A 21,568-nucleotide genomic window follows, 5' to 3' on the forward strand; every position below is an offset into this window, starting at 1 on the left:
AATGAAAAAACTACTTCTACATATCGCCTTGTTTTTTTCATTAATTTGTTTCTCTCAAAACGAGCAATTAGCTCAGTATTACTACGACAAAGGCGATTTTGAAAAAGCTAAAATCAGCTATGAGGAATTATTGGCAAATATCCCTCAAAACATGCAGTATTTCCTTCGAACTGTAGATTGTTATCAGCAATTAAAACAGTTTGATACAGCCGAAAAAGCTATTCAGGATCGATTTACTAAATACAATCAGGGTAGTCTTTTAGTGGAGTTAGGCTATAATTATCAATTGCAAAAAGATGCTGCCAAAGCCAAGATTTATTACGATCAGGCACTAGAACGTATTCGAAAAAACCCGAATGAAGTTTATGCCATTGCTAATTCTTTTGAACGAAAAATACAATTAGAATACGCTTTAAAAGCTTATCAAACCGCCACTGAAATCCAACCCAAATTTAATTTTAATTACCAGCAGGGTTTGTTGTACGGACAATTGGGAAATTTTGACATGATGATTACCACTTTTTTGGACGAAGCCTATACTAATCCCCAAAGTCAGATTGTAATTCAAAATCAATTGTCACGCTTCATGACTGATGAAGCCGATGTGAGTTTTAGTGATGCCTTACGAAAAGCCTTAATTCTGAAAGTTCAAAAAAATCAGGATTTGTTCTGGAATCATTTTTTGAGTTGGTTTTATGTTCAGCAAAAAGATTTTTCTAAAGCTTTTATACAAGAAAAGGCCATTTATAAACGTAATCCAGAGTCACTTTCCAGCATTTTAAATCTGGCCAATTTAGCTATCGAAGAACAAAATCAGGAAATAGCTAAGGAAATTTTAGATTTTGTAGTCGAAAATACTAAGGATTTAGAATTATTAGTTCAAGCACATTCCTATTTGTTAGAACTAAAAATCAGTAAGGCCACCGAAAAAGACTTTGCCACGATCAACACAGAAATTGAAGCGTTGTTGAAACAATTTGAAATAAGTCCTTTTAGCTTATCTTTGCAGCTCATTCAAGCGCATTTTGTAACTTTTAATTTAAAAAAACCCGAACAAGGAAGAGCCATTGTAAAAAGAGCTTTAGAGCTACAATTGAATCCTTATGAAATTGCTCAGGTCAAAATGGAACTGGCCGACATTTTCCTTTTTGAAGAAAAATTCAATCAAGCATTATTGTATTATTCACAAATTGAAACCGATTTAAAAAACAATGAAGTAGCTCATGAAGCCAGTTTAAAAGCAGCCAAAACGAGTTATTTTAAAGGTGATTTTCCTTGGGCTTTAAAACAATTTAAGGAACTGAAATCGGCAAATACACAGCTAATTGCTAATGATGCCTTGGAATATTTCTTATTGATTAATGACAATACGGTTGCTGATTCGACACAAACGGCGTTGAAAGCATTTGCCAAAGGCGATTATCTGTTGTATCAAAATAGAAATCAGGAGGCTATTGCTCAATTTCAGTTAGTTTTAAAAAATTTTAAAGGCAATGAAATCGAAGCCGTAACACTATTGCGATTAGGGAAAGCTTATGAAAAAACAAACGAATTTAATTTGGCTTTAAGCCAATATCAAGCCATAATTGACCATCACAGTGATGGAATTTATATGGACGAAGCACTGTTTTTTTTAGCAGAAATATATAGTAAAAAATTAAACGAGCCCGAAAAGGCAAAACCACTCTACGAGAAAATAATATTCAATCATCAGGATAGTATTTATTTTGTAGAAGCCCGAAAAAAATTCCGGGAATTAAGAGGTGATAAAAACTTATAAAAGTTTAATCGGTTAATCGTTGATTCGATTAAGCGGTTAAACAAATCAACGATTAAACAATAGAGAATGATAATTTACAACGTAACAACTAATATACACGAAAGCGTTCACGATCAATGGATGATTTGGATGCAACACAAACACATTCCGGAAATGCTGGCAACCGGGAAATTCACAAATGCTAAATTAGTTCGTGTATTGGTGGAAGAAGAAATGGGCGGAGTTACCTATTCGGCTCAGTTTACTACAGATAGCTTAGACACTTTAAACAAATTCTATCAAGAAGAAGACAGGATTTTTCAACAAGAAGGGCTAAAACTTTTTGGGGACAAAATGCTCACTTTTAAAACGGAGTTGCAACTAATTTCGGAACACTAAATCTAGTATTCAGAAAGCAGAATTAAGAAAGCAGTTCCACTCTGTTTTCGTATCAAAATTAAACAACATGGATAAAGTTAAAGCCAAAAAACACCTCGGACAACATTTCTTAAAAGACGAAAGTATTGCTAAGGACATAGCCGATACACTGAGTTTAGAAGGTTATAATGATGTATTGGAAATTGGACCGGGAATGGGTGTTTTGACCAAATATATGCTGGACAAACCCATCAATACTTATGTGATTGAAATCGACACTGAATCGGTGGACTATTTAAATGCACATTATCCAAAATTGCACGGAAAAATCATTTCTCAAGATTTCCTAAAATACAACATCAAAGAAGTTTTCGAAAACAAACAATTTGCCATAATTGGTAATTTCCCCTATAATATTTCGAGTCAAATTGTCTTCAGAGTATTAGAATTAAAAGAACAAATTCCTGAATTTTCGGGTATGTTCCAAAAAGAAGTTGCCGAACGCATTTGCGAGAAAAAAGGAAGCAAGACTTACGGTATCTTATCGGTATTGGCTCAGGCTTTTTACGACACCGAATATTTATTTACTGTTGGCGAACACGTATTTAACCCTCCACCAAAAGTAAAATCAGGAGTGATGCGAATGCGCAGAAAAGAAGATTTCAATTTGCCTTGTGGCGAAAAACTATTCTTCACAGTAGTAAAAACAGCCTTTCAACAACGCCGCAAAACCTTACGCAACAGTTTAAAAACACTGAATTTATCGGATAATTTAAGAGAAGATAGTATCTTTGACCTCCGTCCGGAGCAACTGGATGTGGCACAATTTATCGAACTTACTCAAAAAATAGAAGCCGATGGAATTTAAAATCAGTAAAGACTTAATTCTCGAACTTAAACAGCACATTGCTAATAATCATGATAAGGAACTAGAAACCTTATTAAATGATATGCACCATGCTGATATAGCCGAGGTTTTGGACGAACTTGATTTTGACGAAGCTACCTATATTTTTAAAGTATTAGACAGTGAACAAACCGCAGAAATCCTTCTGGAACTAGAAGATGATTTGCGTGAAAATATTCTTAGCCGCCTTTCTCCAAAAGAAATTGCCGAAGAGCTGGATGAGCTGGACACTAACGATGCAGCCGACATTATTGCCGAACTTTCGCAGGACTTAAAAGCGGAGGTAATCTCCGAACTTCAGGACGTTGAACACGCTAAGGACATTGTGGACTTGTTGCGTTATGACGAGAATACTGCAGGAGGTTTGATGGGAAAAGAGCTCGTAAAAGTCAATGAAAACTGGAATGTACTAACCTGTGTCAAAGAAATGCGTATTCAGGCCGAAAATGTTTCACGCGTACATTCGATTTATGTGGTTGACGATGAAAATCGATTAAAAGGACGACTTTCGCTAAAAGACTTATTGACAACTTCGACTAAAACACACATTAGCGATGTTTATATAAGGAAATTAAACTGGGTAAAAGTTGACGATAAAGACGTAGAGGTGGCCCGCATCATGCAAAAATACGACTTAGAGGCTATTCCCGTTGTTGATGAATTAGGCCGACTAGTAGGACGCATTACAATCGATGATATTGTTGATGTAATCAAAGACGAAGCCGACCAGGATTACCAGTTAGCAGCCGGTATTTCGCAAGACGTTGAAGCTGATGACAGTATTATGGAACTAACAAAGGCACGATTACCTTGGTTAGTTTTAGCATTATTAGGCGGTTTTATAACCGTAAGAGTATTAGGACTGTTTGAAGGCGCTATGCTAGAACATGGTAATCTATTCTTTTTCACACCCTTAATTGCTGCAATGGCCGGAAATGTTGGGGTACAATCTTCAGCAATTATTGTTCAAGGTTTAGCAAATCAAACTTTAAGTGGCTCTCTGTTTAACCGACTTATAAAAGAAGTTTCTTTGAGTTTATTGAATGGTGTTATTCTGGCTAGTATTTTATTTATTGGGAGTCATTTTTTACTCAATGTTGAATTTGTCATTGGTTTTATTGTTACAATTGCGCTTATCTCAGTTATTGTAATAGCCTCATTAATAGGAACATTTATACCGCTACTTTTAGATAAATTCGGGATTGACCCCGCTTTGGCAACAGGACCATTTATCACCACAAGTAACGATATCTGTGGAATACTGATTTACTTTTCGATTGCTAAAATGATTTTAGGTTTTTAATATTTAGAAGATAAAAATACAAACAACATGAAAGTACATATTATTGGAGGTGGAAATCTGGGAGCGGCTATTGCTCTAGGAATGGCAAAAAACGGCAGTGACCACCAAATTACAGTTACCCGAAGAAATACAGCCAACATTCTTTATTTAGAAAAATTAGGCGTTACGGTAACTACAGATAACAAACACAATATTCAAGAGGCAGATGTTATTATTTTAACGATAAAACCATATCAGGTTGATACCGTTTTAGCTGAAATTTTACCTGTGATTTCTAATAAAACGATTGCTTCGGCTGTAACAGGACTTTCTACAGAAAGTTTACAGAAAAAAATTGGCGAAAACCATCAGGCTATTCGTATCATGCCAAATATTGCCGCTCAATATGCCGCATCAGCAACCTGTATTACTTTCAATGAAAAACACGCCGCTGAAGGTCAAAAATTAGTAACTATTTTTGAAGAATTAGGAACGGCGCCTGTTATTGACGAAAAACTAATGGATGCCGCTACGGTTTTAGCTGCCAGCGGAACGGCTTTTGCTTTACGTTACATCAGAGCATCTATGCAGGCAGGAATCGAAATTGGATTTGACTGGAAAACGGCTTTGGCAATCTCCGCACAAACCGTTAAAGGAGCTGCCGAAATGGTCATGGAAGAACAAATCCATCCGGAACAGTTAATTGACCGTGTAACAACTCCGCAAGGTTGTACGATTACCGGATTAAGCGAAATGGAATCACACGGATTTAGTTCGTCATTAATCCGCGGAATTAAAGCGGCAGTTAAGAAAATTAAAGATCTTTAATTATTTCTAAAAAATTTAAAAGGACCAATTCTACTGTTTACAATTGGTCCTTTTTTTATCAGCATTATAAAATAAATTCCACCATTAAGGAATTAAGTTAAATTAAGAAGCTTAGTTCACTTTGTGTATTCTTTGCGCTCTTCGTGTTTAAACAAAGAACTAAATTCCTTAATGGTGAATCAATAAAACCCTATTTCTTCTTTGTTTTCAAAGCCATTTCATTATCATCATACTCCTGACCAAAATCAGGCATACCGTCTTTAGTCCATTTCAACACTCTGGCATGTGTGTGACGATTCGGATCAGATAAGGCATCACCTTTAATTTTTTCATAATCACGGGCATGATAAATCATAATATCGGTTTTCCCATCTTCAGCAACTGTAAAACTATTGTGACCCGGCCCATAGCGTTTGAATTTTTCATTGGTAAAGAAAACTGGTTTGTCTAATTTAGTCCAGGATTTTGGATCCAATAAATCCGCTCCTTCTTTAGCCCATAACAAACCAATACAATACGTCGCATCGGTAGCACTGGCCGAAAAAGCCAGGAATACTTTTCCATTTTTAACCAAAACAGCAGGTCCTTCATTTACCTTGTAAGTATGCATTTCCCAATCGTAATCCGGCTGGCTAATCACCACTTGCTTGTCATCAAGAGTTGTAGGACTAGTCATTTTAGCAATATACAAACTGGTGTTTACTACGTTTCCAGGACCTCTGTCCACCCAAATCATATAACGTTGCCCGTTCATTTCAAAAGTTGTCGCGTCTAGAGAAAAAACATCGCCTTTGCTCACAATCTGTCCTTCTTCTTTCCACTCACCTTTAGTTGGATCTTCAGAAGGATTCGATAAAGCATATTTATGAATACTCCATTTATTTTCAGCAGAACCTGCAGCAAAATAAATGTACCATTTTCCTTCTATTCGATGTAATTCGGGCGCCCAAATATGATTACCCATTGGTCCTTTATCATGTTTGCGCCATACAATAACTGGATTAGCATCTTTAATTCCATTGATAGTTTTAGAGCTTCTAATTTCAATACGGTCATATTCAGGAGCAGTAGCAATAAAATAATAGGTTCCGTTTGAACTTTTGGTCACAAAAGGATCAGCACGTTGTAAAACTAATGGATTATGGAATTGATTCTTTTTTAGTTGCTGCGAATGTGCCGTCATTCCCAAACCAAGGAATACTAATAAAATACTAAGTCGTTGAAAATTCATATGCTGCTTATTTATTGTAAATACTGTTTTTAAATGTAAAAAACACATTTGTTTAAAGAATGTAAATATACTTTTTATAAAATTGAATTTATATAAAATTTAAAAAATCCTAAAAAACGAATCCTAAACAATCAACTATTTGTAATAAAAACAATTCAATTAATTGATAATCATGTACTTTAACGATAATATATGCAAGATATCGAAAAGATAAAAAGTTGCTTTTATAAAATTAAAAATAGCCGTAAATTTATGCAATAGATCCCAATCTACATCAGGCTTTTCTAATTAATGGTTTAATTATGTATTTAAAACACTAAACAAACATTATTATGAAAAAGTTACTCAACATGATTTACGACAAAATCTCACGTTTCTTATTTGGTGATGAAACAATGGTGAGATATTAACGGGAAAGAAATCTGTAAAAAAGAAAGCGTATGTAAAAAACTTTACTTTAAGTTTGATTAATGCAACTAAAAACCATTTCTGAGTTTAACTTAAATTCAGAAATGGTTTTTTGTTTCTAACACCTACTTTTTATTACACCTCAATCTCTCTTTTTTTGCTAATTTTGCTCTTCAATTGAATCAATATTATGAGCATTAAAATTCTTCACATCGATAGCAATCACCCAGTATTAATGCAGCAATTGCAGGATTTAGGTTTTGAAAACCATGAAGATTTTAAATCATCTAAAGAAATAATAGAAACTAAAATTCAGGACTATCACGGAATCGTGATTCGAAGCCGTTTTAAAATTAACAAAAGCTTCATAGACAAAGCGACTAATTTGCAATTTATTGCCCGTGTAGGAGCTGGCTTAGAAAGTATCGACTGTGATTATGCTACTTCTAAAAACATAGCGCTTATTGCCGCTCCAGAAGGAAACCGAAATGCTGTAGCCGAGCACAGTTTAGGAATGATTTTATCTCTTTTCAATAATATGAACCGTGCCGACAGGGAAATCCGCGCAGGACATTGGAACAGAGAAAGTAATCGCGGTCATGAACTAGACGGAAAAACGGTTGGGATAATAGGATACGGAAACATGGGAAAATGGTTCGCTAAAAAACTAAGAGGTTTTGATGTGGAAGTACTTTGTTTTGATATCAAAGAAAATGTAGGCGACGAAAATGCTAAACAGGTTTCTCTAGCCGAATTACAGCAAAAAACAGATGTACTAAGTTTACACCTACCGTGGACTCCGGAAACCGACAAAATGGTCAATTCAAGCTTTATTAATGCTTTTGCAAAAGCATTCTGGATACTCAATACTTCCAGAGGGAAAAACATTGTTACAGCTGATTTAGTTGAAGCCTTACGATCCAAAAAAATCTTAGGAGCAGGTTTAGATGTTTTGGAGTATGAAAAACTGTCATTTGAAACCTTATTTCAGGACAAAACAACACCGGAAGCTTTTCAATATTTATTAAATGCCGATAATGTTTTGTTGTCACCACACGTAGCCGGATGGACATTTGAAAGTCACGAACGATTAGCACAAACGATTGTAGACAAAATCAAAGCTTTATATTCCAAATAAGAAATAACAAACTGTTCTTAAACACTTTAGACTTCCATATTTCAATATTATTTCATAAATTTAGTAATTGATAATCACTAAATTATAGGATTATGGAAAATTCAAAATACGAACACTGGAATCAACTGCAGCCCTACGAAGAAGACAATAAAAGAATTGCAGCCGGTTTACTGGCAATAATTCTAGGTCCTTTTGGAATCCATAAATTTCTATTAGGCTATACCAAAACCGGGATTATTTGGCTTTTTTTAAGTCTCATCAGTTTTGGCGCTATAACTGGATTACTCGGACTAATAGAAGGCATAATCTATCTTACAAAATCGGATGAAGAATTTTTTAGAACATATCAATTAGGTCGAAAACTTTGGTTCTAAATATTCAGACAAAAAAAACCGCAGATTCGCAGATTTAAACAATTTATAATCTGTGAATCTACGGTATATGATTTAAAAGTAAAAAATATTATTCTCCTTTTTCGTTGAATTTCTTTTCCAATTCCATTTGGAATTCCTCCATAACTGGTTTCATGGTACTTTCAGGGATATCAGCAATTCTAATATACATTAAGCCATCAACAGCATTATTGAATAATGGATCGACATTAAAAGCCACCACCTTCGCATTTTGTTTGATATATTTCTTAATCAGTACTGGCAAGCGTAAAGTTCCCGGTTCTAATTCGTCAATAATTTTATCAAACTTATTCAAATCAGCTTCTGTCTCATTGAAGATAAAATCTTTATCGGCATCTTTCAATTTTACCTTATACGCTTTTTTAGGATGGATGTATTGTGCGATATAAGGATCATAATAATTGGATTTCATGAACTCAATCATCAACGATTTTGAGAAATCAGAGAACTGATTACTGATACTCACCCCTCCAATAAGGTATTTATGTTCCGGAAAACGCAGCGTGGTATGAATAATTCCTTTCCAAAGCAGGAACAACGGCATTGGTTTTTGCTGGTATTCTTTGATAATGAAAGCACGTCCCATTTCAATAGACTGATGCATGGTTTCGAACAATTCAGGCTCAAAACGGAACAGTTCATTCAAATAAAAACCTTCAATACCATATTTTGGATAAATTTCTCCACCCAAACCCATTCGGTAAGCACCGGCAATTCTTTGGGCTTCGTCATCCCATAAAAACAAATGATGATAATATTGGTCAAACTTATCTAAATCAATAGACTCATTGGTTCCCTCTCCTACTTCTCTAAAAGTGATTTCTCTTAAACGTCCTATTTCATGTAAAATACTCGGAATTTTATTAGCTTGGGTAAAGAAAACTTCATAGTTCTTACTTTGCAACAATCTACAATCCGTTTCCCTTAAAGCATTCACTTCCGAAATAATTTTCTCTTCATTAGCCGGAGTGGCAATTTCTTTAGGATTCTTGGTGATTTTTAAATTAGGAGTTGTTATTAATTTACTTTCTTTTTCAAAAGGATTCGCTAGCATATAAGTTTTCTTTCTCAAGAATTCCGAATAGGCATCAATACTTTCGTACTCATTTTGCTCAGCTACTGAGATAGGTTTTCCTATTCTAACTTTAATCACACGGTTTTTTTGACTAAACAACTCCGAAGGCAATTTAGCAGTACGTAACGTTCCGCTTATTTTAGAAAGCAAATAAAACAAACGACTATTTTTGGCATGAAAATAAATAGGCACAACAGGTACCTGAGCTTTTCTAATAACTTTGATTGCACCTTCTTCCCACTCTTTATCAACTACAAGTTGTCCGTCTTTATAACTGGAAACTTCACCTGCAGGAAACATCCCAAGAGGTTTCCCATCACTAAGATGACGCAAGGTTTCTTTGATTCCAATTACACTCGATTTTTTATCCTTATGATTTTCAAAAGGATTTACCGGCATGATGTATTGTTTTAAAGGCTCAATACGATGCAAAAGAAAATTAGCAATGATTTTGAAGTTAGGCTCTTTTTCAAGCATTAACTTCAATAGCAAAATCCCATCAATTCCTCCAAGTGGATGATTTGATATCGTTATGTAAGCCCCATCTTTAGGCAAACGTTTATAATCTTCTTCCGGAATTTCAAATTTAATTTGCAAATCGTCTACAATTCCATTCAAAAAGTCAATTTCCTGTAAATGCTTATTGCGATTGTAAACTTTATTGAGCGTAGAAATTCTTAGCACCTTCATTAATAACCAACCGGAGAAAGTCCCTAAGACTCCGTATTTCTCAACATTTATTGCTTTTGCAACTTCTTTGGCGGTAACTAAACCCATTTATTTTTTCTTTTTTTGAGAGAAAAACAAAGATAGAAAAAAACTCCATTATCCGACTATGAGCCCAGTTTGATTTTAAAATTTTATATCCCTCTCCATTTATTTTTTAGTATTTTTGGAATTCAAAAAAATTAAAAAAATGAGAATTTTATCCTATAATGTTAACGGTATTCGAGCTGCAATTTCAAAAGGTTTCATCAACTGGTTAGAACAAGCAAAACCCGATGTAGTTTGTCTTCAGGAAATTAAAGCAACACCCGACCAATTACCCTTAATGGATTTTGAAATGGCGGGTTATCCCTACCATTATTGGTTTCCTGCTACCAAGAAAGGTTATAGCGGAGTTGCTATTTTATCAAAAACAAAACCAAAAAATATTGTTTATGGCACGGGAATTGAGCACATGGACTTCGAAGGCAGAAATATCAGGGTAGATTTTGAGGATTTTTCGGTAATGAGTTTGTATTTACCTTCGGGGACTAACATCGAAAGACTGAATCACAAATTTATGTTTATGGATGATTTCCAAAATTACATCAATGATTTAAAAAAGGAAATTCCTAATCTTATTATTTGTGGTGATTACAATATTTGTCACGAAGCTATCGATATTCACGATCCGATTCGAAATGCTAAAGTTTCCGGTTTTCTTCCGGAAGAACGCGCATGGCTGGATGCTTTCTTAAAAAATGGATTCATTGACAGTTTTAGATTTTTAAACAAAGAACCAGGTAATTATTCCTGGTGGACGGTTCGAGTAAAAACAGCTCGTCCTGAAAACAAAGGTTGGCGAATTGATTATTGCCTGGTAAGTGAACCATTGAAAGAAAGAATCAAAAAAGCACTTATTTTGCCCGAAGCAAAACATTCTGACCACTGTCCCGTTCTTGTAGATATAGAATAAACAAATTGCAAAGGCAATTTCAATATAAAACAAATAATAATGATAAAGAAAATCTCTTTAGGCTTCGCAGTCTTAGCGCTTACTAGTTCTTGTGTTTCTAAAAAAATATATAATGACTTAGAAAACAAATTTGCCGAACTAAAAAAAGAAAACAGAAATTTATCTGATGAAAACGAAGCACTCTTAAAAGCAAAAAACCAGCTTGAATTAGATCGCGACGGTTTGAAAAACGATTTGGCTAAGTTAAAATCAGAACGTGATAAACTCACCGCTGATCAAAAAGCACTAAACGAAAAAATCGCACGTTTACAGGATTCTTACAATGCCTTAGAAAAAAACAGCAGTGATGCTTTAGCCGCTAATTTGAAGAAAAATCGTGATTTGCTGGCTGAATTAGAAGCCAAACAAAAAGCCTTATCTATTGAACAGGAACGCTTAAGCAAAAACGCACAACGTTTAAAAGAATTAGAAGACATGATTGCTGCTAAAGAAGCAACTATGCGCAAACTAAAAGAAACCTTATCCAAAGCCTTAAACGGTTTTGAAGGCAAAGGATTAACTGTGGAGCAAAAAAATGGTAAAGTTTATGTTTCTATGGAAAACAAATTGCTTTTTAATTCCGGAAGCTGGGCAGTAAGTTCAGAAGGAAAAAAAGCAGTAGTAGAATTAGGAAAAGTTCTGGCTGATAATCCGGATATTTCAGTATTGATTGAAGGACATACCGATAACGACCCTTACGGTGGTTCAGGACCAATTGCTGACAACTGGGATTTATCAACTAAAAGAGCAACAGCAATTGTTGGTATTTTAAGCGAAAACAAAGCTATCAACAAAAAGAGTCTGACAGCTGCCGGAAGAGGAGAATTTTCACCATTGGCTACTAATGAAACAGCTGAAGGAAAAGCGAAGAATCGTAGAATCGAGATTATTTTAACACCAAGATTAGACGAAATCGCCGATATGTTGAATGAAATCAACTAGTGATTCGTAAGTATAAAATTCAAAAAGGTTCGGAGTATTGCTTCGAACCTTTTTTGTTAAATATATAAAAAAGGCAATCGAATTCAGCATAACTAATTTTTATATTTGTTTACAATTAATTTAGTCTCTTAGAAATCTAGCACTTAAAAAATGAAATACACGACCTTACCCAATACCGATATAAAAGTGAGTAAAATATGTTTGGGAACAATGACTTTTGGCGAACAAAACACCGAAGCCGATGGTCATGCCCAAATGGATTATGCAGTAGAACATGGCGTTAATTTTTTTGACACCGCCGAGATGTACTCAGTACCGGCACGCCAGGCAACTTACGGAAGCACCGAAAAAATTATAGGAAGCTGGTTTAAAAAAACAGGAAAAAGAAATGAAATCGTTTTGGCTTCAAAAATTGCAGGACCTAACCCAAACTTTGGTTATATGCGTGAAAAAAATGATTTCTCTCCTGCCAGTATCAAATATGCTTTGGATAAAAGTTTGCAACGTTTACAAACCGATTATATTGATTTGTACCAATTACACTGGCCGGAACGAAAAACCAATTTCTTTGGACAACGCGGTTTTAAAGTACAGGATGATGCCTGGGAAGACAATATCCAAGCGACGTTACAAACTTTAGAAGGTTTTATCAAAGAAGGAAAAATCAAACACATCGGACTTTCGAATGAAACACCATGGGGAATCATGCGTTTTCTGGAAGAAAGCAAATACAATCATTTACCAAAAATTAAAACCGTTCAAAATCCGTATTCTTTATTGAATCGACTTTTTGAAGGAGGTTCAGCTGAAATCTGTATGCGAGAAAATGTAGGTTTACTGGCTTATTCACCATTGGCTTTTGGGGTTTTATCAGGAAAATTTCTAACAGGATACGATCATCCAAACGCACGTATCCGATTGTTTCCACAGTTTTCAAGATACAACAGCGCCGAATGTACTGAGGCGACCAAATCCTATAGCCAGATTGCCAAAAAACATGGCATTTCATTGGCTCAAATGGCTCTGGCGTTTGTAAACCAACAGGCATTTGTAAGCAGTAATATTATTGGAGCAACAAATTTGGCACAACTAAAAGAAAACATTACTTCCATTAATGTGGTTTTATCCGATGAAGTTATCGCAGAAATCAATGCGGTTCACGCAATCATTCCTGATCCGGCACCTTAATTTTAACCGCAGAGTTAGTAAAGATTTTACGCAAAGAACACAAGAATCACTACCGCAGATTCGCAGATTTTAATTTATGATCTGCGAATCTGCGGTTATTTTTAATGGTTAAAAATAAAAAACTAAAAGAACTTTGTGTTAGCTCATGCTCTTTGTAGTTAACTATTTTTAAAACTCAAATTCCTCTTTCAGCTCCAAGGAATCTACAACCGTAGTATCTTTTACTTTTATACGGAGTAATGATTTAGCCGGACCGGTTAAAACGGTTTGTTGTTTTTTGAAAATAGTATCATCAACCGTAAGCAGTCCACGTTTTATCATTAGATTAGTCAGAAATGAAACCTGATTCATAGACGATTCTTTCAAATTCCCTTCATCATTAAACAGATACATGAATTTTTTCGGACTCGGAATTATTCGAGCCAGATACAGACATTCGTTAAAAGTTAATTCGGCTGGAGTTTTCTGGAAATAATACTGAGATGCTTCGCCAATTCCGTATACATTTGGCCCCCATTCGATAATATTAAAATACACTTCCAGCATGCGGTTTTTGCTCACAATGCGGTTGTTTTCCAAAATATAAACCAAAAGAATTTCTTCCAGTTTTCTGGACAAAGTTTTCTCTCTGGTCAGAAAAACATTTTTGATTAACTGCATACTAATGGTACTGGCACCACGACTAAATTTTTTAGTTCTAATATTTTTAGCGATAGATTGCTTAAAGGCTTCGTTGATGAAACCATGATGCGAAAAGAACGAAGGGTCTTCGGTAGTGAGAACACATTTTTGCAAGTAAGGCGAAATTTGGTCTAAAGGTGTGTAATTCACATTGCCTGAACCTACTAAAACCGGTCGTTGCAAAACACCATTAATGATGGCACGATACACAAATTCACTATTCAATTTATTCAAATTGGCTTCACCATATTTGGTAATTTTCAGATTTTCTTTTCGAAGATTACTATTGAAAACCAAATCATGAGGTTTGTTTTTATTGTATTTAAAATCCAGATTGTAATCAAAACTTCCCTCAGCCTCCATACCTTGAAAATGCGTAAACAAGCCATCTGGAAGTGAAGTAATAAAATCCTGGGCTTTCATTTTAGGAATATTTACTTTGAGTTTGTATACCGTGTCTTCTTCGGTTTCATAAGCCAGATAGGGATGGAATTTTACTTTGTTAAGTTGCACTGTCGAAGAGCTGTCAACAGCGATAAAGTCAGAACCTAAAAGGAAACGATAATCAAAACGGGCATTTTTTATCAATACATCTTTTTGAGCAATTCGCTTATGATTGATTTTCAAATTGGCTATCGATGCAAAACCATCTATATGCAACTCACCTCCGCTTTTATCAATATTTTCGACATTCAGACGAATGGAATCAAAACTTGAAATCAAATTGTAGCGTTCATCCAAATAAGGCACTTTAATAGCGCCAGTATCTATATTAAACAATCGGATATCGGCTTTTTTATTTCTTGGATCAGCAAAACCTTTTATTTTCCAGCGCTGCGCAAAAGTATTGGTCTGTACCTGAATTGCAGTTTCCAGTTCTTTGTTAGCCAACTTTAATTTTTCAATATCAACTATTGCTTTTTTCCCGTTATCATCGAGCCTGAAAGTCAGATTCTCGATATCCATATCTGTTGGGATCAAATTAAGTATTTTCGAAATTATACGATAAGCAAAAGCAGCATAATCTTTTTTATCATTAGTAGTTTCTTCGTCTTTATCTCTTTTTAAAAAGGCTTCAAAATTCTTGACTTTTCCTTTTTTGGTTAACTGAATATAACCATCTTCGACTTTCAATGTCCCTAATTGAACTTCTCCAACGAGCAAACGCCAAAGATTTACACTCGTTTTGATTTCATGGATATTAAACAAGGTGTCGGCATGATTAGGAACTAATATCACATCTGTAAAATGCACTCCTGAAATTCCGTCAAAAGCAGCTTCTTTCACCAAAAACTGACTATCATAATCCGTTTCCATTTTATTGGCCGTTTTGGCAATCATTTGTTGTAAAAGCGCTTCTCTAAAACCAAAACCAGCAATAATCGCAATCACTAGTACCGCTAAGATTATTTTTACAGCTAAGATTATTTTTTGTTTTCTCGTCCTCATGCACAATTTCATTTTCTGGAAGTCAGCTAAAATAATAACTTTTTTACTTCGATTGAACATCTTAACGTAAAGTTTAGAAATAGCTCATTGGATTAGATATTAAACCTAAAATATTAAAATTCAAATATTAGTTTCCCCTATTTTTTGACTAGCTCACCAATAAACCACTGCCTTACAGAAAATTACACAAAACGTTAAAAACCCAATAAACACAAGGGTTTCCGAATGTAATAGTTAAATTTGCATCACAAAAAAAATTAAAAAATGAAAAAAGTAATTTTAGCGGTAGTTGCCGTATTATCATTTGCTTTTGCAAATGCACAAGAATCAAAATCAATACAATTTGGAGTTAAAGCCGGAGCTAATTACGGTTGGTTAGCTACAGGTGAAGGATCAGTTTATGATTTACGTCCTGAAGTAGGTTACCACGCAGGTTTAGTTTCTGAATTCAAAATGTGTGAAAAATTTGCGTTCCAAGTTGAAGCTTTGTACTCTCACTCAAGCTACAAATTTGACGGAAACGGAAATAACTCAGGATTTAAAATTGAACTTAATCAAGTACAAGTTCCTGTTTTAGCTAAATTCTATTTAGTTAAAGGTTTATCGTTAGAATTAGGACCACAAGCTTCTATGATCGTTGACTCAAAAGTATCTAACTTAGAAGGCGACTTAAACTTCAGAAAATACAATGTTGCTGGTGTTTCAGGTTTAGCTTATGACTTTAACTCTGGTGCTTTTATCCAAGCGAGATACACTTACAGTTTCTTAGACTTAGAAAACGGAACTAACGGTCACAACCAATTTGGAATCCAGGCTTCTGTAGGATACAAATTCTAATATTCTTTTTTTTGGAATAGTATAAAACCACGCAAATTGCGTGGTTTTTTTGTACAACCAAATTTCATCAAAAAAACAACCAACTGTAACCCCAAAAGTCAAATAATTATATAGAAATTTGCATTTCTAAATAATCAAAATCAAATGGAACAAATTAGCATTTTAGGTTGTGGCTGGCTGGGACTGCCTTTGGCGAAAGCCTTAATCAGCGAAGGCTATTCGGTAAAAGGTTCCACAACCTCCTACAACAAAAGAGAACTACTAGAAAATGCCGGAATTGCACATTATCCCATTGCGCTGGAAGTTGAAAATTTCTCTGCTCCTGTAGCTGATTTTTTGGAAAACAGTCCAATCCTGATTATTGCTATTCCACCAAAATTAAGAGGAAAGAATAAAGATTACTCAGACGCACAAAACAATTCGTTTGTTCAAAAAATTAAAAACCTCATTCCTTATATCGAAAAATCCCCGGTAGAAAAGCTACTTTTCATTAGTTCGACTGCCGTTTATGGCGAAGCCGATACAATTATTGACGAAAATAGTCCTGCTATTCCTGTGACCGAAAGCGGTAAACAATTATTAGAAATTGAACAGTTGTTATTGGCCAATACTAATTTCAAAACAACTATTTTGCGTTTTGGCGGATTAATTGGTCCTGACCGTAATCCTGCCCGCTTTTTAGCCGGAAAAGAAAATGTACCAAACCCCAATTCGCCGGTCAATCTGATTCATTTGGACGATTGCATTGGCATTATCAAAAAAATCATTGCAAATGCTGTTTGGAACGAAGTCCTTAATGCCGTAACACCTTTTCATCCAAGCAGAAAAGACTATTACACACAGAAAGCATTAGAAGAAAATCTGATTCCGCCAACCTTCAATCACGAAATTCCTTCAGCAGGAAAAACAATTGTATCGGAGAAATTAGTTCGATTATTAGATTACACATTCACTCAACCTAATTTATAGTGATTCAAAAAATCAAAACAGCAGTTTCTACTAAAATTAATGCTATTGGACTTCCTATTTTAGCATTGCTTTGGGTTGGATTTTTTTGGGGCACTACCTGGATTGCTTCCAAGGAAGGAGTGCGTTATATTCCCGGAATTCAAATGGCAGCCATTCGTCAATTTTTAGCCGGAGCACTTTACATTATCTATCTCTTATTCACCAAGTCACCTTGGCCAAAAGGAAAACAATGGAAAACTATTGTGATTTTGGCTATATTGAATTTCACCCTGAGTAACGGACTCAGTACTGCCGGAGTAAAATACATCAGTAGTGGACTGGGCGCCATAATTGCCGCAATTTTCCCTATTTGGGTAGTGATTATTTCCTATTTTAGAGGAGAAAAAATTGCTAAATTGGCTGTAACGGGCGTTTTAATTTGTTTTAGTGGTGTATGTATCATCTTTTATGAATATCTAGCTGATTTCTTAAAACCGGACTTCCAACTCGGAATAATCCTTTCGGTTTTAGCAACGATTACCTGGGCTTTTGGAACATTATACACTAAGAAAAAAGCAGCTTCTTACAATCCGTATTTTAGTTTGGGATTCCAAATGTTCATTTCCAGCATTCTTTTATTTGCTTACAATGGTGCTACCGGAATTTCGGTAAGTTTAAGCAAAATTCCAATGGATACCTGGCTTGCAATTGCTTACCTAGTCGTAGTTGGTTCACTCATCACTTTTACTGTTTTCATTTATTCTTTACAACATCTTCCTCCGGAATTGAGTAGCCTATATGCTTATATGAATCCTGTTGTAGCCGTACTTTTGGGTTCAATTATCTTTGGGGAATCGCTAAGTATTTCGATAGCCATTGGTGGACTGGTAACCTTATTTGGCTTGTATTTGGTTAATAAATCCTTGCGCAAAAACCGAAAAAAAACAAACATTTTAATCAAATAAAGCTTCCTGATTTCCAATACAGTTTTTGTATTTTTGCAAAAAAAATTCATGAAATCTGTTTTATATAAATACCGAATCTTCATCGGTATCTTTTTTATTTTTTCAGTAGTTACACTTTCCCTTTTTTATGGAGCTTTAAAACCTAAAAAAACACTTCCTATTTACAATCCTGCCGATGTGAATCCGGAACTGGTGGACAGCACCGTGCAATATGTGAGCAAGTATCATACAATTGCTGATTTTTCATTTACCAATCAAAACGGTAAAACCATCACTCAAAAAGATTATGAAGGCAAAATTTATGTAGCTGATTTTTTCTTTACCACCTGTAGTTCAATTTGCCCAAAAATGACCAGCAATTTGGAAGAAGTCCAAAAAGCTATCCTCAACAATCCAAAAGTGATGTTGCTTTCCCATACTGTTTTTCCTGAAGTGGATACTGTCGAAGCCTTAAAAGCTTATGCCATAAAACACGGAGTGGATGACCGCAAATGGAATCTGGTTACCGGCGACAAAAAAGAAATTTACACTATGGCCCGAAAATCTTATCTGGCAGTCAAATTAGGTAAACCAAGCCAGTTGTACGATATGGTTCATACCGAAAACTTTGTATTGGTAGATAGTAAAAGAAGGGTTCGCGGATTTTACGATGGTACCAAACAAGAGGAAATCAAAAGACTTATCGAAGATATTGATTTCTTGTGTCATGAAAAACAATCCAATTAAATCACAAAACTGATAATAATCATTTCAGTTAATAATTTAATCTGTATTTTTGCAATCTTAATTCAATCTAAATAAGCCTTGCGTACCACTATACATTCATTAAAGAAAAGCGAAAAAGCCATTATCAAAGATTTTGATATCGACATTATTCCGTTAAAATTACTTGAAATGGGTTGCTTACCGGGCAACACAGTCGAATTACTTCAGATTGCTCCTTTTGGAGATCCATTATACCTTGATGTAAACGGATCTCATGTAGCTATTCGTGTAGAAACAGCCAAAGAAATCGAAGTAGAACTTATCTAAATGGCACTTTAATGATGCATCAAAATATCAACGTAGCTTTAATTGGAAATCCTAACGTAGGGAAAACATCTGTTTTTAATCAACTTACTGGATTAAATCAGCAAGTAGGAAACTATCCCGGTATCACGGTGGAGAAAAAGATTGGTTTTTGCAAATTAAATCATAACATTAAAGCTAACATTCTGGACTTACCGGGAACTTACAGCCTTAACGCCAGTTCTATTGACGAAAATGTTGTAATTGAAATGCTGCTTAACAAAAACGATAAGTTGTATCCTGATGTAGCCTTAGTAGTTACTGATGTGGAGAATTTAAAAAGAAACTTATTGCTTTTTACCCAAATAAAAGACCTTGAAATTCCGACGATTTTAGTAATTAACATGGCCGACCGTATGGAAAGCAAAGGAATTTCCTTGAACATTCCGTTTCTGGAAGAACAATTAAAAACTAAAATTGCCTTAATTAGTTCCCGAAAAGCACAGGGTATTGAGGAATTAAAAGAATTGATAATCACTTACAAATCCATCACAACCGAGCCTTGTTTAAATGCCTCAGTCATTGACAAGGAATATTTTGATAAATTACAAAAAGCTTTCCCAGATCAATTGTTATATAAACTTTGGTTGGTAATTACACAGGATGTGAACTTTCTAAATTTAGAAAGAAAGGAAATTAAAAGTACATTTACCAAATCGCACACCGAATTAAAGCGCTTACAACAAAAAGAAACCATAAAACGCTATCAGTTTATCAATGAAGTATTGAAAGAAGGATTAGCTGTTGATAAAAGCATTGCCAAAGATTTTCGTTCCAAATTGGACCGCGTTTTAACGCATAAATTTTGGGGATACATCATCTTTTTTGTGATATTATTTGTGATTTTCCAATCCATTTTCAATTGGTCTTCGGTTCCAATGGATTTTATCGACAGTACTTTTGCTTCATTAAGCGCAATGGCTGCCGAGGAACTTCCTGCGGGTATCTTAACCGATTTAATTTCGCAGGGAATCATACCGGGAATTGGAGGAATCCTGATTTTCATTCCTCAAATTGCCTTCTTATTCCTCTTTATTTCGATACTGGAAGAGAGTGGCTACATGAGCCGTGTGGTATTTATCATGGACAAAATCATGCGCCGTTTTGGTTTATCCGGAAAAAGCGTGGTTCCGTTAATTTCAGGTACTGCCTGTGCTATTCCGGCTATCATGGCTACCCGAAATATTGAAAGTTGGAAAGAACGTTTAATCACCATTCTGGTAACTCCATTCACCACCTGTTCAGCAAGGTTACCCGTTTATGCCATCATCATTGCTTTAGTAATTCCGGATAATCGCGTATTAGGCTTTTTAAATCTTCAAGGACTTACCTTAATGTTATTGTATCTTTTAGGCTTTGGAATGGCTATTTTATCGGCTTATATCCTCAACAAAGTAATGAAAAACAGTGGCAAAACATTTTTTGTGGTCGAAATGCCTAACTACAAGTTGCCTTTACTTAAAAACGTTGCCATCAATGTAGTTGAAAAAACCAAAGCTTTCATTTCAGGTGCTGGAAAAATAATTCTGGCCATTTCCATTATTCTATGGTTTTTAGCTTCATACGGACCAGGTGAAAAATTTAAAGATGCCGAAAAAATTATTGGTGCTAAAATTGAAAACCAAGGTATTTCAGAAACGGAATTAGACAATAAAGTAGCTGCTTTCAAATTAGAGAACTCCTACATAGGTATTATGGGAAAAAGCATCGAACCTGTAATTGCTCCACTAGGTTATGATTGGAAAATTGGGATTGCTATTATCAGTTCGTTTGCAGCTCGCGAAGTATTCGTAGGAACTCTGGCAACCATTTACAGTGTTGGTGGTTCAGATAACGAAACGACCATTAAAAACAAAATGGAATCAGAAGTACATCCTCAAACAGGAGCTAAAATTTTTAATCTTCCTACTGGAATTTCGTTACTTTTATTTTATGCCTTTGCAATGCAATGCGCCAGTACACTAGCCATTATCAAAAAAGAGACTAATAGCTGGAAATGGCCATTAGGACAGCTCATTTTTATGAGTGCTTTTGCGTACCTTACTGCTTTGATCGCCTATCAAATTTTAAAATAATAAGGATGTTTCAGGAAATCATAGCCTTTTTAATTCTTGGAATTGCTGTTGTTTATCTTTTTAAAAAGTTCTTTTTGAAGAAAAAGAAAAAAGATAAAAACTGCGGTGGCGGTGATTGTGGATGTCACTAAAAAAAATCAGAGAGCTATTTTCAGGCACATTCAGAAGTAATCTATCTTTTGAATAAAAATTAAAGAAAATGACCGATTTTAGATATCCATTATCGGTCATTTTTGCTTTTTGAGATTTTTCAAGATATAGTTTCGGCTAAAAAAC

At 34.9% G+C, this 21,568-nt stretch carries 20 protein-coding genes; 17 read left to right on the plus strand and 3 right to left on the minus strand.

The window, feature by feature from the left end; all coding sequences use genetic code 11:
• Window position 1: 1 nt before the first annotated feature.
• The 5 genes from AAEO59_RS06260 (at window position 2) to proC (ending at window position 5,154) form a co-directional block, all read left to right on the plus strand.
• Complete coding sequence (locus AAEO59_RS06260) at window positions 2-1,780, plus strand: tetratricopeptide repeat protein (RefSeq protein ID WP_341699881.1); 1,779 nt, start codon at window positions 2-4, stop codon at window positions 1,778-1,780.
• A gap of 66 nt (window positions 1,781-1,846) precedes the next feature.
• The gene (locus tag AAEO59_RS06265) at window positions 1,847-2,158 is read left to right on the plus strand and encodes a DUF4286 family protein (protein ID WP_341699882.1); all 312 of its coding nucleotides are present in this window, start codon (window positions 1,847-1,849) and stop codon (window positions 2,156-2,158) included.
• 67 nt (window positions 2,159-2,225) lie between these two features.
• Complete coding sequence (gene rsmA / locus AAEO59_RS06270; RefSeq protein ID WP_341699883.1) at window positions 2,226-3,005, plus strand: 16S rRNA (adenine(1518)-N(6)/adenine(1519)-N(6))-dimethyltransferase RsmA; 780 nt, start codon at window positions 2,226-2,228, stop codon at window positions 3,003-3,005.
• On the plus strand, window positions 2,995-4,347 hold the full coding sequence (gene mgtE / locus AAEO59_RS06275; RefSeq protein WP_341699884.1) for a magnesium transporter: 1,353 nt from the start codon (window positions 2,995-2,997) through the stop codon (window positions 4,345-4,347). The genes rsmA and mgtE overlap by 11 nt, the downstream gene beginning before the upstream one ends.
• 27 nt (window positions 4,348-4,374) lie before the next feature.
• Complete coding sequence (gene proC, locus AAEO59_RS06280) at window positions 4,375-5,154, plus strand: pyrroline-5-carboxylate reductase (RefSeq protein WP_341699885.1); 780 nt, start codon at window positions 4,375-4,377, stop codon at window positions 5,152-5,154.
• A gap of 190 nt (window positions 5,155-5,344) precedes the next feature.
• On the opposite strand, the gene AAEO59_RS06285 is transcribed toward proC, so the two are convergent.
• Window positions 5,345-6,385 carry a glycoside hydrolase family 43 protein gene (locus AAEO59_RS06285; RefSeq protein ID WP_341699886.1) on the minus strand — a complete coding sequence of 347 codons (1,041 nt, stop codon included), beginning with the start codon at window positions 6,383-6,385 and terminating at the stop codon, window positions 5,345-5,347.
• A gap of 598 nt (window positions 6,386-6,983) precedes the next feature.
• Here AAEO59_RS06285 and AAEO59_RS06290 point away from each other — a divergent pair.
• Window positions 6,984-7,931, plus strand: coding sequence for a 2-hydroxyacid dehydrogenase (locus tag AAEO59_RS06290; RefSeq protein ID WP_341699887.1), 948 nt, complete (start codon window positions 6,984-6,986; stop codon window positions 7,929-7,931).
• 92 nt (window positions 7,932-8,023) lie between these two features.
• Window positions 8,024-8,305 carry a TM2 domain-containing protein gene (locus AAEO59_RS06295; RefSeq protein ID WP_341699888.1) on the plus strand — a complete coding sequence of 94 codons (282 nt, stop codon included), beginning with the start codon at window positions 8,024-8,026 and terminating at the stop codon, window positions 8,303-8,305.
• An 88-nt stretch (window positions 8,306-8,393) separates the two neighbouring features.
• Here AAEO59_RS06295 and AAEO59_RS06300 read toward each other — a convergent pair whose 3' ends face one another.
• Window positions 8,394-10,196, minus strand: coding sequence for a lysophospholipid acyltransferase family protein (locus AAEO59_RS06300; protein ID WP_341699889.1), 1,803 nt, complete (start codon window positions 10,194-10,196; stop codon window positions 8,394-8,396).
• Window positions 10,197-10,335: 139 nt separating this feature from the next.
• On the opposite strand from AAEO59_RS06300, the gene AAEO59_RS06305 reads away from it, so the two are divergent.
• From AAEO59_RS06305 to AAEO59_RS06315, 3 genes are all read left to right on the plus strand, one after another.
• The gene (locus AAEO59_RS06305; RefSeq protein ID WP_341699890.1) at window positions 10,336-11,100 is read left to right on the plus strand and encodes an exodeoxyribonuclease III; all 765 of its coding nucleotides are present in this window, start codon (window positions 10,336-10,338) and stop codon (window positions 11,098-11,100) included.
• 39 nt (window positions 11,101-11,139) lie between these two features.
• Window positions 11,140-12,081 (plus strand): OmpA/MotB family protein, encoded by a 942-nt coding sequence (locus tag AAEO59_RS06310; RefSeq protein WP_341699891.1) that lies wholly within the window; start codon window positions 11,140-11,142, stop codon window positions 12,079-12,081.
• A gap of 150 nt (window positions 12,082-12,231) precedes the next feature.
• A complete protein-coding gene (locus tag AAEO59_RS06315; protein WP_341699892.1) occupies window positions 12,232-13,269 on the plus strand; it encodes an NADP(H)-dependent aldo-keto reductase in 1,038 nt (345 codons plus the stop codon).
• Between the two features lie 168 nt (window positions 13,270-13,437).
• Here the strand turns inward: AAEO59_RS06315 and AAEO59_RS06320 are convergent, their stop codons facing one another.
• Window positions 13,438-15,399, minus strand: coding sequence for a transglycosylase domain-containing protein (locus AAEO59_RS06320; RefSeq protein WP_341699893.1), 1,962 nt, complete (start codon window positions 15,397-15,399; stop codon window positions 13,438-13,440).
• Window positions 15,400-15,663: 264 nt separating this feature from the next.
• Between AAEO59_RS06320 and AAEO59_RS06325 the strand changes: the two genes are divergently transcribed.
• The 7 genes from AAEO59_RS06325 (at window position 15,664) to AAEO59_RS06355 (ending at window position 21,423) form a co-directional block, all read left to right on the plus strand.
• Window positions 15,664-16,236 (plus strand): porin family protein, encoded by a 573-nt coding sequence (locus AAEO59_RS06325; protein WP_341699894.1) that lies wholly within the window; start codon window positions 15,664-15,666, stop codon window positions 16,234-16,236.
• A 144-nt stretch (window positions 16,237-16,380) separates the two neighbouring features.
• Window positions 16,381-17,205: an SDR family oxidoreductase gene (locus tag AAEO59_RS06330; protein ID WP_341699895.1), complete on the plus strand. Its 825-nt coding sequence runs from the start codon at window positions 16,381-16,383 to the stop codon at window positions 17,203-17,205.
• Window positions 17,205-18,149 carry a DMT family transporter gene (locus AAEO59_RS06335; protein WP_341699896.1) on the plus strand — a complete coding sequence of 315 codons (945 nt, stop codon included), beginning with the start codon at window positions 17,205-17,207 and terminating at the stop codon, window positions 18,147-18,149. The genes AAEO59_RS06330 and AAEO59_RS06335 overlap by 1 nt, the downstream gene beginning before the upstream one ends.
• A gap of 48 nt (window positions 18,150-18,197) precedes the next feature.
• Window positions 18,198-18,875, plus strand: a complete 678-nt coding sequence (locus tag AAEO59_RS06340) for an SCO family protein (protein ID WP_341699897.1) — start codon at window positions 18,198-18,200, stop codon at window positions 18,873-18,875.
• Window positions 18,876-18,953: 78 nt separating this feature from the next.
• On the plus strand, window positions 18,954-19,181 hold the full coding sequence (locus AAEO59_RS06345; protein ID WP_341699898.1) for a FeoA family protein: 228 nt from the start codon (window positions 18,954-18,956) through the stop codon (window positions 19,179-19,181).
• 11 nt (window positions 19,182-19,192) lie between these two features.
• Window positions 19,193-21,292: a ferrous iron transport protein B gene (gene feoB / locus AAEO59_RS06350; protein ID WP_341699899.1), complete on the plus strand. Its 2,100-nt coding sequence runs from the start codon at window positions 19,193-19,195 to the stop codon at window positions 21,290-21,292.
• A 5-nt stretch (window positions 21,293-21,297) separates the two neighbouring features.
• Entirely contained in the window at window positions 21,298-21,423 is a 126-nt protein-coding gene (locus AAEO59_RS06355; protein ID WP_341699900.1) for a FeoB-associated Cys-rich membrane protein, read from the plus strand.
• Window positions 21,424-21,568: the final 145 nt, after the last annotated feature.

It is taken from the genome of Flavobacterium flavipallidum, from assembly GCF_038289905.1.
Taxonomy (GTDB): Bacteria; Bacteroidota; Bacteroidia; order Flavobacteriales; family Flavobacteriaceae; genus Flavobacterium; species Flavobacterium flavipallidum.

Coding starts and splice junctions, on each gene's coding strand:
- AAEO59_RS06260 (WP_341699881.1), top strand. CDS start 2: ATGAAAAAACTACTTCTACATATCGCCTTGTTTTTTTCATTAATTTGT.
- proC (WP_341699885.1), top strand. CDS start 4,375: ATGAAAGTACATATTATTGGAGGTGGAAATCTGGGAGCGGCTATTGCT.
- AAEO59_RS06330 (WP_341699895.1), top strand. CDS start 16,381: ATGGAACAAATTAGCATTTTAGGTTGTGGCTGGCTGGGACTGCCTTTG.
- feoB (WP_341699899.1), top strand. CDS start 19,193: ATGATGCATCAAAATATCAACGTAGCTTTAATTGGAAATCCTAACGTA.
- AAEO59_RS06290 (WP_341699887.1), top strand. CDS start 6,984: ATGAGCATTAAAATTCTTCACATCGATAGCAATCACCCAGTATTAATG.
- AAEO59_RS06265 (WP_341699882.1), top strand. CDS start 1,847: ATGATAATTTACAACGTAACAACTAATATACACGAAAGCGTTCACGAT.
- AAEO59_RS06285 (WP_341699886.1), bottom strand. CDS start 6,385: ATGAATTTTCAACGACTTAGTATTTTATTAGTATTCCTTGGTTTGGGA.
- mgtE (WP_341699884.1), top strand. CDS start 2,995: ATGGAATTTAAAATCAGTAAAGACTTAATTCTCGAACTTAAACAGCAC.
- AAEO59_RS06340 (WP_341699897.1), top strand. CDS start 18,198: ATGAAATCTGTTTTATATAAATACCGAATCTTCATCGGTATCTTTTTT.
- AAEO59_RS06310 (WP_341699891.1), top strand. CDS start 11,140: ATGATAAAGAAAATCTCTTTAGGCTTCGCAGTCTTAGCGCTTACTAGT.
- AAEO59_RS06305 (WP_341699890.1), top strand. CDS start 10,336: ATGAGAATTTTATCCTATAATGTTAACGGTATTCGAGCTGCAATTTCA.
- rsmA (WP_341699883.1), top strand. CDS start 2,226: ATGGATAAAGTTAAAGCCAAAAAACACCTCGGACAACATTTCTTAAAA.
- AAEO59_RS06295 (WP_341699888.1), top strand. CDS start 8,024: ATGGAAAATTCAAAATACGAACACTGGAATCAACTGCAGCCCTACGAA.
- AAEO59_RS06315 (WP_341699892.1), top strand. CDS start 12,232: ATGAAATACACGACCTTACCCAATACCGATATAAAAGTGAGTAAAATA.
- AAEO59_RS06320 (WP_341699893.1), bottom strand. CDS start 15,399: ATGAGGACGAGAAAACAAAAAATAATCTTAGCTGTAAAAATAATCTTA.
- AAEO59_RS06300 (WP_341699889.1), bottom strand. CDS start 10,196: ATGGGTTTAGTTACCGCCAAAGAAGTTGCAAAAGCAATAAATGTTGAG.
- AAEO59_RS06355 (WP_341699900.1), top strand. CDS start 21,298: ATGTTTCAGGAAATCATAGCCTTTTTAATTCTTGGAATTGCTGTTGTT.
- AAEO59_RS06325 (WP_341699894.1), top strand. CDS start 15,664: ATGAAAAAAGTAATTTTAGCGGTAGTTGCCGTATTATCATTTGCTTTT.